Below are 14,156 nucleotides of genomic sequence, written 5' to 3' on the forward strand. Positions count from 1 at the left end.
TGGTTAAACGAGGATTTCTCTACAATCCGAGAAACTTCACATTCCGGTAAACATGACACGAAAAGCCATGCCGTTGTTGAGACAAATCAGTGCCCATAAACGGATGGTTAGCAGAAAGAAAATTTTATCCGGTGGCCACGCGGCTATAGTTTAGTGTTCGTTGAACGTAAGGAATGGATTCGAATCGTTCCGCCTACAAGAAGAATCTTATCACATAACCGGTCAGCATAAGTTATTGAAACTATTTATAGCCCGGTTTACCCGTACGCGGATTCAAAATTTAAACGAACGGTTGAATAATAGAACACGTTGTCTAAATAAGTGTTTATACTCCGGAGGCTGATTACATGAACGCAATTTGGATATGGAATGTAGTAACGTTGATTTTCATTGTTGCATCGCTGTTGACGATTTGGAAAAAATCGACGTGGATGCTCCGGGTGATCAACCTGATCGCCATCGGCATGATCATCATAGTGTTGGTCATGACGATTGAAAATTAGAGCCGCGCGATCGGATGACGGTTGCTAGAAAGCTCCAAATTGAACTCTTTGCGCGTTGAAACCTGCGTGTACCCGGACCGTAAAAATGCTTGGGCCATCGGGAAATCGCTGACATCCGTATCTGCGCGAATCAAAGATTCGCCCGCCGCAAGCAAGATGGAAGTACCTTGCGCAAGCTGCCACCAGCCGGAACCGGAGCCGCCGCTGGTGTTCAATGGCCGATTGCGGCAATCGTGCGAAAGTCAGACGATTTTATCAAAAAGAAAAGTGACCTGTTCGGTCACTTAAGCAATGCTTACTGAAACAAAAAATCCGCGCAAAAGGCGGATTCAGATGGATATATGACGATAGCAACGAAAAAGTTTTCACCGGTTTGCATCGACGGCGAATTGCTCGATAATACGGTCCTCGAACCGATGCGGCAATTCTACCTTTCCGCCGTATTCGGCAGTATGATAGATCGCCATAATCACTTGGTACGATAACATCGCATGGGCCAGGTCGCAGATGTGACCGGCCTGCGGATTCGCCATGTATTCGGGAATGGAATCGATGTAATCGATCAAAGCATCCAAATGATGATCATCCCAGCTCGATTTTTCGATCGTATGCTCGCCCGTGATGTAATTTCTCACTTCCAATGTTTGATTGAGCGCGATCTTCAGGTGTCCTTCCGAGCCGTACAAATCCACTCCGATATGATAAAACGGATTCGTTTCGCCTTGAAGCGAGCGCGCGAACGCGCCGCATTCAACGATAGCCCTGACGCCGTTGGAAAATAAAATCGAAGCCATCGCCTCGTCGGGCGCAACAATCGAAGAGCTGTCCTTGCCCTCGTACGGACCGGCCTGCCCCATCACCCATCGGACGGGACTAAAGTCGTTAAAGTACATCACCATATCGATCAGGTGCGAGCCTTGCTCCATGATATTGACCTTGGTGGAGGCACGAATAAACTCGATTTCACCGATCGCGCCGGCGCGCAGCAGCTGCTGTGCCTTGCGCCATGCCGGCAAATATTTATGTTGATGATTGACCAGCGCCAGCTTGCCGTTCGCGTTGCAGAGCTCCTCGATTTCATAGGCTTCCGACGGAGTTAACGCCAGCGGCTTCTCGATATTGATCAGCTTTACGCTTGGAAACCGGGCGGCCGCCTTGATCAGCTCGAGGCGTGCGTCGGCGCTGCTGACAATGTCTACGATATCCGGGGTCGTCTCCTGCAGCAATGCAGCCAAATCCAATGATCGGGCAGCAATTGCATATCGATCCGCAAGCGCTTTCAATCTCTCCGTATTCGAATGCCCGCATATCCCGACAAGCTCCATGCCGTCGCTTGCTTGATACGCCTTGGCATGAGCGTCGGCCCAGCCTTTCGTTCCGACGAGTACGACTTTCAATTTCATCGCAGGTATCCCCTCTCGAATGAGCTGTCGGCTAGTGCGCATCGCATTATTCGTTTTGTTCCCTAGTACCACTTTATCATAATCCTGGAGCCAGCGTTCCGAATGCTGTAGCAGGGACAGTCCAGCTTGGAGAAGCAGGGCCGGCGCGCCTTAAATTTTATCTCCTTTATGCAGTACGAAATTTTGCGATTGATGGTGCCTTTTCAAAAAATCCGCTTGTTCCGAACTGAATAGTTTAGCTAATTCCACCGTATTGGAGTAGGCGTCATATATGCCGAAGAAATAAATCGCCGGAAAATATAGCGTCCATTGCGCATCTACGATTGCCCTGACTCTCGAGAAGTCCCCTAGCAAACAATTGTGAATGCCTTCAACAAGGTGCGAGTTATAGATTACGATGATGGTGTTCATCAGAATCAAAAAAGCGCCAATGACGCGATGAATATACAGTTGTCCAAGACTTGGGAGAGCCATCGACCAAACGAAAGCGATCCATGGCTTTTTCTTGCTTATGAAGTTGCATGAGAATGCGCTCATCGAGAATGTCGTGAACTTGGCATTTTCCCGTTTCGCCAATAGATGGATCATATTTTCATCGGCTGCAGTCCGGTAGCTGTCCCATATGGCAAATAAATAAAGCGGAACATACAGGCAAATATACCTTTCGTCCAAAATAGCCTTCGTTTGCGCGATATCGCCGTTTAACGAATACATCACTGCAGTATTAAGATGAGCGAGCTGGTTAATATAAAATCCCCAGCCAAACAAGGCAAAGCCCGTGATGAATTTATGGACCAAGAAATGGCCAAACCCGGGAAAAGCAACGGACCATAATGCAACGATGTGAGGATTTCGCTGATGAAGTTGAATGGTACCGAAAGGCGTAAAGTTGGCTTGATAATAGCGATTTCTGTATTTGTTCCTGAAGTTGTTCATTCCTTGTTACCCTCTTTGCCTTTCGATAAATGATCCCTTGTTATTTTTTCCTTATTTTTAGTATCTATTCAAATAAGTTAATCCTTTCAAAACGCATCATACCTCTAACGTAACCCTTTAGTTCGACCAATCAAATGACTGCTCGGGTACCTTCGATTTTGTTAAAGTGCACCTGCATCTCTTGCCGAATAGAACGACGGGTAAATCGGTCGATAATGCAATTCGTCTCTTATACGCGATGTATCGACAATCAAATGCCATGGATCAAAATCTTGCTGCAGCGCTTCTGACGAAACTTCGCTATTATGCAGCTGCAACAACTCCGCGACGGAGATCGGCGCATCGTCGGCAACATTGTAGATTCGGCCATCAATACCCGGCGTGGAAGCTGCGAGCAGCAGGGCTTGACTTACATCCGCATGGTGTGCCATTTGCATTCGTTTGGCTGGATTCCAATTACGCAATAACGGCAGAACTTCCGTGATATGGGGATCGTGCTCACCATAGACAAACGGAAGCCTTAATATGCGCAGTCCTAATCCCTGTTCGCGATGAAGCCGTAGCAGCGCCGCTTCGGCATCAGCTTTGCTTTGAGGATATGGAAAGGCGGGCTTCAACTCGTCATCTTCGCGGCTCGGTCTCGAATGCTCCCCGGAACCATACACATGATTGGTGCTGGAAAAAATAAACCTTGGCACATCCGCCTCCAGCGCAGCTTGAGCTAAAGCTATGCTGCCATCGATGTTTGCTATACTGGCGGTGTTCTCGTCTGCACCACGGAACTGTGCTGCCAAGTGAACCACAACATCGGTGCCCCGGAGAGCGTCGACATAATCGTCCGGCTGCAGAAGATCGCCTTCTAAAACTTCAGCCCCTTGCTGGTGAAGCCAGTCCGCCTTTGCAGCGTCCCTAACCAACAGTTTAACGTGATGACCGCGCTGTAACATACGCGGAACAAAACGGCTTCCTACTTTACCTGTGGCTCCAGTTACAAAAATGTTCATTTTCAAATCCTCCTTCGTTTTATTTGATGCTCTATGGGCATTATAATAGAAAGTGCAACTAGCATCCTTCCTGCGTTTATCGTATGACTGGAAGTGTCAGGTTAAGGAGGAGTCATAAATGGAAGAGATTTCTTCCAGAATGTCGTTAGGCGATTTTTTGCGTTCGCGTAGAGGTCGTCTTACGCCAGAAGATGTAGGGTTAGTATCTTACGGACGACGACGGACCGCGGGGCTTCGAAGGGAAGAAGTAGCCCAGCTTGCCCATATTGGAGCATCATGGTATACCTCTTTAGAACAAGGCAGAAATGTCAATCCCTCAGAGGATGTACTAAATAACATCGCAAAAGCGCTGCGATTGACTGAGGATGAACGTCACCATCTCCATCTTCTTGCAAGACCGGTACGACAGGAAGTGGTAGAAGAAGACCAGCAATTAAATGCAGGTTTGGAACGGACGATACGGGCTCTTGATCCGAATCCGGCATTCGTGATTGGAAGGTACTGGGATTTGCTGTTATGGAACAAAGCAGCCGAGTTAGTTTTCCGTTTACCGTCATTTTCTTTGCACCAGAGACCTAATTGGATGAGACGTCTTTTGACGGACGCTAAGCTAGGTTCGAACATAGAGGATTGGGAAACCAGAGCACAAGTCTTGATTGCTCACTTTCGCGCGGATTACGCACGCTTCCCTCATGATACGAGGTTTAAGGAACTTATTGAGGAATTCATGCAGACCAGCCAGCTGTTTCGCGAGATATGGCCGTTACATGACGTTCAGGCCATAACGGATCGCCACAAACGGAGATACGATCCTCGTATCGGAGAGATGGAGTTTGAACATGTGACCTTGCAGCTTCCGACCAATCCGGATCTAAAGATCATGATTTATGCAGCTTCAACGGATACGGCTGCGCGTTTGCGAAGTTTAATGAGTGCTCGGGAGGATTGATAAGTCACTTGTGACTTGCGTTAGGGACATCACTCAAGAACTGTGATTGCGCGTTTTGGCAAAAAACTACCGCGCCTTAGGCTTGCTTTACCTCTCGGTGACAGAGAGAAACCGGTTTAGGGATGCTTCTGATGCTTCTGTCACCGTGTCACCGAGAGGGTCCGTATCCTAACTCGACAGCAAACTTAATGGCCTTAGCCAGGTCGGCCGTATGGTTACTTACAGCTATTTTACCGCGTTTAATTGCTTCTTTAGCATACTCATCAGAATAGTAAAGCGTCTCATCCTTCATATGCACAAGGTAATATTGCCGCTCCTCATCTACTTTACGGCTTTTAAGTTTGGTATCCACGATCCTCTTTGCCCTGCACAAGCTGGCTCCTTCATGAATATCTATTCCCCAGATTTCTTGGCTGCTGTTATCTAACACTTCATACCCAACAACGACTTTCTTTCCAAGAAGGTCCGATAAAACAAGAACCTTCAGAAAAGAATAATATGTGGATCTGGACAATTTTTGCGATTGCTTTGGAGGTTCTTTTTTTACAGCTCTTTTCTTTTGTCCTTCATAGCTGCTGCTTGTAGAAGAACCTTCATCCGGTTTAATAATCGTTGTTGTTAATTTTTGAAGGAGATCCTGCTCCATCTCTTGTTTCATCTTCTGCATGTCTGCTGTCATTTTCCGAGATAATTCATTTTCTAATTTATCCCACTCTCTTGATCCTGCTGCAGGGCGCGGTGTATTAGGACTTCCATTTTTTCGTGTGCGATTTCGTTTTCGCGGGACACGCTTTGGCGCCGTCAGCGAATGAATCTTTTTCGTAAGCTTTTGCAGCAGGGTCTTTTTGACCTTCCGTTGTCTCTTCATCATCGCCCTCCTTTTAGGAAAAACCCTCTATGGTGAGCTTGGCAACTTACGTTCTTTGCGAAACTGCCTCATCGTGACCAGGCGCTAACCAGCAGCCGATCAGTATTTTAGAGCGCAGATGCTGGAAAAACCCGTTACAGTAAAGTTAGTATACCATATCCTTTTCTCATGACGCCTAGCAGGCATTCTCGGCTGCCTACTATGACTTTGCGTTTACCGGAATTTCGTTTTGTTGCCACCTCCTATCTGGCTTATACTTATACGGAGGCAGCTATCATCGCACTAGAGAAGGAGCAGAATCGTGGCATTTTGGAAAGCATTGTTTGCGCTGCCGATCGCGGCCGGCCTGCTGCTGACAAACCAAAGTCCGTTATCCGCGGCCAAAGAAGAACAGATTTTTCGAATCGCGAGTATCGTTATACCGGAACGGCTCGATCCCAACCTCGCGGAGGATGGCGTGACCGAAACGGCGCTTAACGGCTTGTTCGAAGGATTGATTGGTGCGCGAGAACCAATACGGAAAAGTCGTCCCGGGCATGGCGGAATCCTGGAAAATGTCGGGCGACGGGAGAACGTACGATTTCAAGCTGCGCGCAGGCGCGACATGGAGTAACGGTCAGCCGGTCAAAGCCGGCGATTTCGAATACGCCTGGAAAAAAACCCTCTCTCCCTCGTCGCAAGCCGCATATGCGTATCAGCTCTATGTGCTGGCCAATGCGGAAGCCTATCACGCCGGATCGATCAAGGACGCTTCCAAAATCGGCGTCAAGGCGATCAACGACCAGCTGCTCCGCATGACGCTGACCCGTTCGACGCCCGCGTTCTTGCAAATGCTGTCCTGGATGACGTTCGATCCCGTGAATGCGGCGAACGCGAAGCAGCATCCGGATTGGGCCGAGGATCCGGAAACGATGGTGACAAACGGCCCGTTCACCCTGAAATCCTGGACGGACGATGCCATCGTGCTGGAAAAAAACCTTTCGTACTATGCCGCGAACGAAATCTCGTTCTCCGAAGTGCGGATGATCGGCGATAGGAGCTTGGGATATGGCACGCAAATGCCGACGGAAAGGTACTTGAAAGGCGATTACGATTGGATCGGCGGCATCGAGACGCCAGATCTTCAAAGCGTCGACCGCGAGACTCTGCTTAGCGATTACAAATCTTTTCCGCTCGGCGCCAGTTACTACTACCAGTTCAACCTGACCGAGGCGCCTTTCAACAACGCGAAAATTCGCAAAGCGCTTTCGCTTGCCGTGAGCCGGAAGGAGCTTGGGTTCGGATCGCCGGCTTTCGGGATTATTCCACCGAGCATTGCCGGAGCCAAGGGTGATTTTCGGTCCGAAGTGCCGGATACCGCTTACTTCTCCGAAGAAAGCGAAGCAATTGCTCGCGGAAGGCATGAAAGAGGCCGGCATCACGACAAGTACATGAATCAGGCCCGATTCACGTACGATCCAATTGCGCGCACGCTGCTGTACGCGAAGGCGGAGAAATTGCTGATCGATCAAATGGTCATCTTGCCTCTGTATTATTACGTATCCGACGTGCTCAGCAAGCCGTACGTGAAGGGCGTAAAGACTGGACTCGACGGCAGCGTTCAGTATGCGAGGTTTGAACCAAGAAAAATAACGCGCAGAAGCACCGCGAATTACGCGGTGCTTCTGCTTTTCATGGAAACCTATAGCGGGATCAGGCCCAGCTGCACGATCGTCAGTCGATTACTATTCACCCGACGTCCTGACGGAAAAATGAAAAAACCTGGTACGGATCAAGTGAATGCAGCAGCAATCATTGTGGAATTGTTTGCTTCTGTAGATTCCGATACCTTCGTCACGGATCTGCCTACGTCCGGGGCTCTTAAAAGAATATTCGTTCGGTTAACCACAAGCCGCCTAATACAAAAGCGATCGCTGAACATACATTGACGACTCGCACGGAATACTTCCGTTTATGAATAAAGAAGAGAACAGGCAACAATATTGCGAGAATCCCAAGCTGGGCAACCTCGATCCCCAAATTGAAACTAAAGATATTAATAGCGAGAGAGTTTTTTGCCAGATTCATGCCTTTCAATAAATCGGCGAACCCCATGCCGTGAATTAAACCAAATACAAACGTAATCATCCAGCGTTTTCTCACGTCTTTTTTGAAAATATTTTCAATCGCGACATAGCAGATGCTAAGGGCAATCGCCGGTTCCACGATACTAGACGGCACGTCAATAATGTCGAGCACGGTTAAGGTCAACGTTAAACAGTGCGCGATGGTAAATGCCGTAATAACCGACGCGTATTGTTTAATCGTTTGCCTCGCAATCAACAGCGAGAAAATAAATAACAAATGGTCATAACCCGTTAAAATATGTTCTATGCCTAACCTGAAGAACGAAAGGAATGCAGAAATCATTTCCGTGAACCCTCCCAAAATTTCGAAAGATCAGTCATTTCCTTTTGCTTTTGAAAAAACAAAACTATTAATCATATAGATGAGTACAGTTACAATAGCTGAACTCCATAGCAAGAGGATGAATGCGGAACTCAATGGATCTACATCTGCCTCTATTGCAGTGTTCATGATGATTTTCTTTCCGCTGTAAACAGTCAGGTAATAAACCATGAACAACGCGGCGGCCATATGCAGACCACTCATCGATATGAAAACCAATCTGCCAGTTTTTCGTGACAGCGGAGCAAGAAGCTGGATAAGGATTATGGAGAGGACCGACAAGCCCGACAGCCAAAAGAAAAACCGCGGGTCCGCTTCCGGCTCTTGCATGATCTTCAGGATTAAAACAGGGCCAAGCGAAACCAGGGCCAGAAGCAAAATAGGCTTGACAAGTCGATCGAAGACATTGCTTGCATGGAAGGATCTCCAAAATTTAACCGGAAAAAGCAAACCGACTACGGCAAGATAATAGATAAGACAACAGATAAAGCCAACCATCATGTTCCGATGGTTTATGATTTCGCTTTTTTTCACGGCATAATTAAAGTTTTCTTCCGGACCTGCCAATGCTATTGCCTGATCCAAGGCCCGAATAGCCTTGCTAAAATGATGTTGCTTCACGAGGATGTCGGCATACAACCGCAAAGCCAAGGCTTGGTCAGTATCGGTCATGCTTACCTTGCCAAAGCTGTCTATATAGCTTTTCGCATGCTCGCTTGCGGCTTGATATTCGGCGGCTTCAAAATATTTGTTAGCCAAGTAGATATGCATTTCGGGCGCTATCGATGCGTTTTCATTCTTTGAAAGAATCGTTTCGACTTTCGCCAGCCTATCCTGAATGGAAATATTGTCTTCCTCTGACTGAACGCTTCTGAAATCCCGCAATGCTTGCCATTCGGAACGTCTCTCCTCGAGATATGCCATTCTGTCCCGAAAGTCTTTGGAAAATGTACCGTTCGGGAAATGGTTGAGATACATCGTATAAAAGCTCAATGCCTTATCGAAATCAAATAGGTAATCGTCGTAAATATGCGTTAACTGCTTGTACACGATCTCGTCATTAAGGTCCGGATTCTTGGCCAACAGTTCCTCCAAGACCGTTGCCGCCTGCTTATAATTTTTAGCGGCTAAGAGCTGGTTCGCTTCCGTACGGTATTCCTGTTCGTTAACGGCAGAACTGCTTTGCGCCATACAGGTACCAGAAATCATAATGAAGACCATGCCTATCATCATGATGATTGCAAAGAAATAAGTTGCACGATTCTTCTTCATGGATTTCTCGCTTCCTGCTTGCTTAGAATGGGACCAGTTGCAAATTGAATAGCCGATCGACGAACCAGACGAAACCAACGATAAAAATGGCCGCGGATGTTACGATGGTTACTCTTCTGAGAGAGAACTTTTTCTTTATCAAGTAAAGCAGAGGCAGCGTGACTAATAAGATCAACAGTTGTCCAACTTCTACGCCGACATTGAACGAAACCACCGAGCGAACAAGATTCGATTTGTTTGCGACATATTCCTGAAGGACACTGGCAAAACCGAATCCATGAACCAGCCCGAACATAAAGGTGAACAGCAATCGATAATTGACCTGTTTTGACAAGAGGTTTTCCGCCGCGATATAACAGATGGAAAGCGCAATGACGCTTCCGACATACTTCGGGTTCAGATTGACAACATGCATGGCCGCCAGCAGCAAAGTAATGCTGTGCGCCACAGTAAATGTCGCGATGATTTTTATGGTTTCCCTTGTGGATAAACCGATCACGATTAAAGCAAGCAAGAACGCGATGTGATCATACCCGGTTAGGAAATGTATGATGCCGAGTCCTACATAAGTGGCGATATCAGCCACAATTGCCGCGGTTTTATCAGAGAAATCCCATACAGTATTGTTGGAATCGAATATGTTTTGCAAATCCGGCGGAGTCTTATCGAAGACCGCTTGCACCGAATCGTCATCGGCATCGGTATAATAAATATAGCCAATATTCGCATGTTGATTATTGGTTTCTTCAAATAATAGATGATAAGCAATTTTCACCTTATTTTTTTGCCAATTAAAATCCAGATCACTTACTTTCAGCCATATTATCCACGTTGTACCTTCCCGCTCAATTTTAACCACCTTTTCTGGATATGAGCGGTCATTGATGGAAACCGATAGCTTCTCGTTGATATAGGGTTGGATGACCTTGGTTGTCATTTCATGGAGCTGGTCATCAGTCAGATGGTCCAGGTCAAATCCAAGTTCCTTGATCCCTTTTATTTGCTGGAATAACTCGGGGTCGAGCTCGATTGTAGACAGAATACGATCTTTGCCAAAGGCCCATTTGGAGCTTCCTAGATACATGTCGTGAGCAAACGCGGGGGTCACTCCGCAAAGTAATAAGACGAGGACCAGGATCAATGCCGCTAGTTTTTTGTACCCTTGTATAAGCATTCACAATGCACTCTTTTCTTCTGTAAGCTATGCCATGGCCGAAAGAAACACTCCGACCCTTGACCTCTTGGCAGTACGGAAACCAGACTGAATTGATTATTAACCAATTAATTATATGAAAGGTATGTATGGCGAACATAAAAGTTATGTTGTTTTCTCGTAAAAACTGAGATGTAGCACGATTGAAAGCAACCATGCCACAGGAATAAAGAAATGGCGGAGAAAGGATTCATTCCCTAACGCCGCCATTTTTAATTACCTATGTTTGAGGTAAACCATCCATCCTACGATGGAGAATAGCTTATCTTTTTGACAGCCCGTTTCGGAGATATGCAGGGCGTGTGACACGCCCCGCTGCCCCAGATGTCTTAAAGGCTGCCTTTCTCCTGCAACATCAGATAGAGAGTGTAGATCATTTGCGCGGTTTCCGCTCTCGTCGCTTGACCCGTCGGGTTCAACAACGAGCTGCTGCCTTTCACGATACCGGCATTGACCAATTCTTCCACAGCTTTGACTGCGTAAGGCGCAACCTTCGCCGTGTCTTTGAAGCCTTTCAAGTCTGCCGTCGTGCCGCTTAGGTCCAGCTTGCCGGTGACGTCCATTGCCCGGCTCATAAGAACCATCATGTCCTGACGCGAGATGAATTCACGCGGATTGAACTTGTTGTCTCCCGTGCCGTTCGCGATGCCGAGCGCTTTGACGATGCCAAGCGCTTTATAGTAGTAGTCGTTCGCCTTCACGTCGCTGAAGTTGGACGTGACGTCCGCCTTCAGGTCCAACATGCGGACGAGCATTTCCATAAAGTCCGCTCGCGTGATCTGCTTGCCCGGCTCGAAGGCCGTAGCCGATGTGCCGTTGATGATGCCCTTGTCGGCCAGCACCGCGATTGCGTCTTTTGCCCAGTCGTAATGCGAATCGACGTCTTTGAACGGATTGGCCGGAATGACCGGCGTTCCGCCGCCGTTACCCGGAGGCGTCGTTCCGCTGCCGTTGTCCGGAGGCGTCGTTCCGCCGCCGTTACCCGGAGGTGTCGTTCCGCCGCCGTTTCCACCGCCATTGTCTCCGCCGCCGTTACCCGGATTCGTCGTATCTGCTTTTTGGTAGATGACATGGAGTTGTGGAATCTGCTCTGCATGGGTGCCTGCGCCTTCAAAAGATTCGGCGGTTCTGGTGCCCTGACCGGTTAGAATGAAGCCTAGCGTATTCCCTTCAACCCACTCATCCTTATTTACGATGTCCTGGACCAAAGATGCAACGTTAGGCGTTTGCTGGTCTGGGCCTGCTTCATGCTCTACCGTCCACTTAGGAATATCCTTCCAGTTTACAGAATCCTTCGTCTTCACCCGCGACGAAACATTCGGCGGATCTTGCAGTTGCGAGTTCGCAACGTCTTCCGCATAAATATTCACGTCGAACGGATCCACGTTATTATCGGGCTCATCAACGGAGAACTGGATATAGGCGTCAAGAATCTTCGCCCCTTTCGGAATAGCCAGTTCAGCAAATCGGAGCAAGATCTGTTGGTTGGAGTCTTCCGTTACGATTTCCAAGTCGGAACTTTCCAAATCCAACGTTCCATCCGCACCTTCTTCCGTATCGTCGTATTGGCCTTTGATAGGCGCTACGAGTACTTGGGCATCTTCGCCCGCCGAAGGGCCGACAATGATGGATACCGTATTACTATCGACTGTAATTCCCCCGACGGTAACTGCTGCCTGAATGGTTACGGCCGTCGTACGAACCGGCGCATTCTTCACAGTTACAGTGCCATCAGCGGAAATGGACAAGATATTTTCCAAGCTTGTCTTATAGCTGACGGTAGCCGAAGAAAGGTCCATAGCGGCTCCTACATTGTCTTTCGCCGATAAGCTTAGCTTAGCCTTAGCATCACCGGACAATGAACCGCGATCCGAAGTTAACGTTGATTCTGCCAACCCATCCGGATTTTCGATCTTGATGGTCACCTTGTTACTCGTAACCAACTTGCTGCCGTCATAGATCTCAGCCCAAACCTGAGCGGATTCATTAAACACAGGCTTGTTCTTCAGCGACACTGTTCCATCTCCCGCAATGGTGAGTCTGTCCGGCTTATCCGTGTAATATCTTACAACGGCACCGGCAAGATCCACATTTGCATTTTTGCTGTCGACAGCCGCCAGACCGAGCTTAATGCTGCTTTCGGGAGAAGCCGTTTGCAACGTATCTTTGTCTGGGGTCATGGTCAGCTTGGAAATGTCCAATTGAGTCTGCGTGTTCTTAACCGTGATGGTCTCGATATCCGTGCCGTCAATCCGACGGGAGGTTACTTTCATCGTGTCCCCTTTAACATCGAACTCGGTTAAGAAGTACGACGCATCGGCCTTGACGATGTTCGGCCAAGTCGGGTCCACTTGATATGTCGGAGCGCCGCCGCCGCCGGAGGTGAGGTACTCGATGCCGTCGACCTCGGCACGGGCATAGTTATGATTGTGTCCGTTCAGATACAACGGTACCCCAAACTGCTGCAGGATAGGGTGGATGTATTTTTGAAGATCCGTATTGTTCTCATGCGTGCCGGCACCCCAAGCCGGTTGATGGCCCATGACGATTTTCCACGGTTTGGTCGTGGTGGACAAGTCGTTGATCAGCCAGTTATACTGCGCCGAGCCGGGCTTAAAGTCCGCATACTCGTCCATTACGGAGATATGGACCGGACCGTAATCGAAGGACCAGTAAAAGTCATTCACGTATGGATAAGGGAAGTACTTCTCGTAGACCGAACCTACGCCCTCATGGTTGCCTCTTGCCCCCATCATCGGAACTTCGGCCTGGAGAGCACTCAACGCCGGGTAAGCGGTCTTATCATTCATGAAGTATTGAGCGGTCCAGTTGCTCTCGGAGTCGCTCGAAGCAATATCCCCGCTGTTCAGGAGAAGCGTCTGGTAGGATGGGTCGGCGTTATAAGCCTCCCGTGCCAGGGCGGCTACTTTCTCCTGGTAAGCCGGTTGGGTACGACTGTCGCCGTAGGAAAGAAATTTCACGGAAGTAGCGTCAGCAGCAGGCGCGGTGACGAACGAACCGGCCTGACCGTCTACCTCATAATAATACTTGGTAGCCGGCTGCAAGTCGGTCAGGTCGATCTTATGCTGGTTGTCGCTACCGTATGTCTCGACGGACTTTTCACCCAACGAATAATTGGTGTCGGTCCCCCACTTGATCGTATTCGGTTGGTTATCGCTCGTCTGCCAAAGGACGCTCATCGCGCTGTTTGATCCTGTATAGAGCAAATACGGCCCCTTGATGATCGTGCTTTCAGCCGAGACGTTTAAAATCCCGATGGAGAACAGAATCGTACATACGAACACAGCCAATGTTAAACCTTTCCATTTGGCTTTCAACTTCACCTTCATGTCATCTCCCCATTCTCTTTCATTAGCAGTCGGCCATGGACCCCCGGTTCGGCATCTTCCTCCATCAATCCAAAACTAACGAAATCCCCTCCTTACTTCGCTGTTATCGACTTACTAGCAGGTCAGCATGCACGTCTCTCTCTCTCTTCGTGCCATGTAAAGAATTGCGGAATTCCCAGAATATACCTAATAATAAGCCGCCAACTGCTC

Annotated in this window: 12 protein-coding genes; 4 read left to right on the plus strand and 8 right to left on the minus strand. The window is 48.3% G+C overall.

The genetic code is table 11. The features are described 5' to 3' along the window. Window positions 1-347 precede the first annotated feature (347 nt). Window positions 348-503 carry a hypothetical protein gene (locus GT019_RS03965; RefSeq protein WP_161741391.1) on the plus strand — a complete coding sequence of 52 codons (156 nt, stop codon included), beginning with the start codon at window positions 348-350 and terminating at the stop codon, window positions 501-503. A gap of 136 nt (window positions 504-639) precedes the next feature. Then, window positions 640-774 (plus strand): CGNR zinc finger domain-containing protein, encoded by a 135-nt coding sequence (locus tag GT019_RS32250; protein WP_328803904.1) that lies wholly within the window; start codon window positions 640-642, stop codon window positions 772-774. A 94-nt stretch (window positions 775-868) separates the two neighbouring features. Here the strand turns inward: GT019_RS32250 and GT019_RS03975 are convergent, their stop codons facing one another. The 3 genes from GT019_RS03975 to GT019_RS03985 form a co-directional block, all read right to left on the minus strand. Next, entirely contained in the window at window positions 869-1,906 is a 1,038-nt protein-coding gene (locus GT019_RS03975) for a Gfo/Idh/MocA family protein (RefSeq protein WP_161741393.1), read from the minus strand. 150 nt (window positions 1,907-2,056) lie between these two features. Next, window positions 2,057-2,842 carry a hypothetical protein gene (locus GT019_RS03980; RefSeq protein WP_161741395.1) on the minus strand — a complete coding sequence of 262 codons (786 nt, stop codon included), beginning with the start codon at window positions 2,840-2,842 and terminating at the stop codon, window positions 2,057-2,059. A 161-nt stretch (window positions 2,843-3,003) separates the two neighbouring features. After that, complete coding sequence (locus tag GT019_RS03985; RefSeq protein ID WP_161741397.1) at window positions 3,004-3,846, minus strand: NAD-dependent epimerase/dehydratase family protein; 843 nt, start codon at window positions 3,844-3,846, stop codon at window positions 3,004-3,006. A gap of 118 nt (window positions 3,847-3,964) precedes the next feature. Between GT019_RS03985 and GT019_RS03990 the strand changes: the two genes are divergently transcribed. After that, entirely contained in the window at window positions 3,965-4,795 is an 831-nt protein-coding gene (locus GT019_RS03990) for a helix-turn-helix transcriptional regulator (protein ID WP_161741399.1), read from the plus strand. A gap of 148 nt (window positions 4,796-4,943) precedes the next feature. Here the strand turns inward: GT019_RS03990 and GT019_RS03995 are convergent, their stop codons facing one another. Continuing rightward, entirely contained in the window at window positions 4,944-5,663 is a 720-nt protein-coding gene (locus tag GT019_RS03995) for a hypothetical protein (RefSeq protein ID WP_161741401.1), read from the minus strand. A gap of 500 nt (window positions 5,664-6,163) precedes the next feature. Here GT019_RS03995 and GT019_RS04000 point away from each other — a divergent pair, with 500 nt between their 5' ends. Further along, the gene (locus GT019_RS04000) at window positions 6,164-7,591 is read left to right on the plus strand and encodes a peptide ABC transporter substrate-binding protein (RefSeq protein WP_161741403.1); all 1,428 of its coding nucleotides are present in this window, start codon (window positions 6,164-6,166) and stop codon (window positions 7,589-7,591) included. On the opposite strand, the gene GT019_RS04005 is transcribed toward GT019_RS04000, so the two are convergent. The 4 genes from GT019_RS04005 to GT019_RS04020 all read right to left on the minus strand — a co-directional run bounded on the left by GT019_RS04005 (window position 7,524) and on the right by GT019_RS04020 (window position 13,946). Further along, window positions 7,524-8,072, minus strand: a complete 549-nt coding sequence (locus tag GT019_RS04005) for a HupE/UreJ family protein (protein WP_161741405.1) — start codon at window positions 8,070-8,072, stop codon at window positions 7,524-7,526. The genes GT019_RS04000 and GT019_RS04005 overlap by 68 nt on opposite strands. Before the next feature lie 30 nt (window positions 8,073-8,102). Further along, on the minus strand, window positions 8,103-9,383 hold the full coding sequence (locus GT019_RS04010) for a tetratricopeptide repeat protein (protein ID WP_161741407.1): 1,281 nt from the start codon (window positions 9,381-9,383) through the stop codon (window positions 8,103-8,105). Between the two features lie 22 nt (window positions 9,384-9,405). Beyond that, on the minus strand, window positions 9,406-10,557 hold the full coding sequence (locus GT019_RS04015) for a HupE/UreJ family protein (protein ID WP_161741409.1): 1,152 nt from the start codon (window positions 10,555-10,557) through the stop codon (window positions 9,406-9,408). Between the two features lie 368 nt (window positions 10,558-10,925). Continuing rightward, on the minus strand, window positions 10,926-13,946 hold the full coding sequence (locus GT019_RS04020; RefSeq protein WP_161741411.1) for an S-layer homology domain-containing protein: 3,021 nt from the start codon (window positions 13,944-13,946) through the stop codon (window positions 10,926-10,928). Window positions 13,947-14,156 lie beyond the last annotated feature (210 nt).

It is taken from the genome of Paenibacillus glycinis (assembly GCF_009909185.1).
In the GTDB taxonomy this organism is placed as follows: domain Bacteria; phylum Bacillota; class Bacilli; order Paenibacillales; family Paenibacillaceae; genus Paenibacillus_Z; species Paenibacillus_Z glycinis.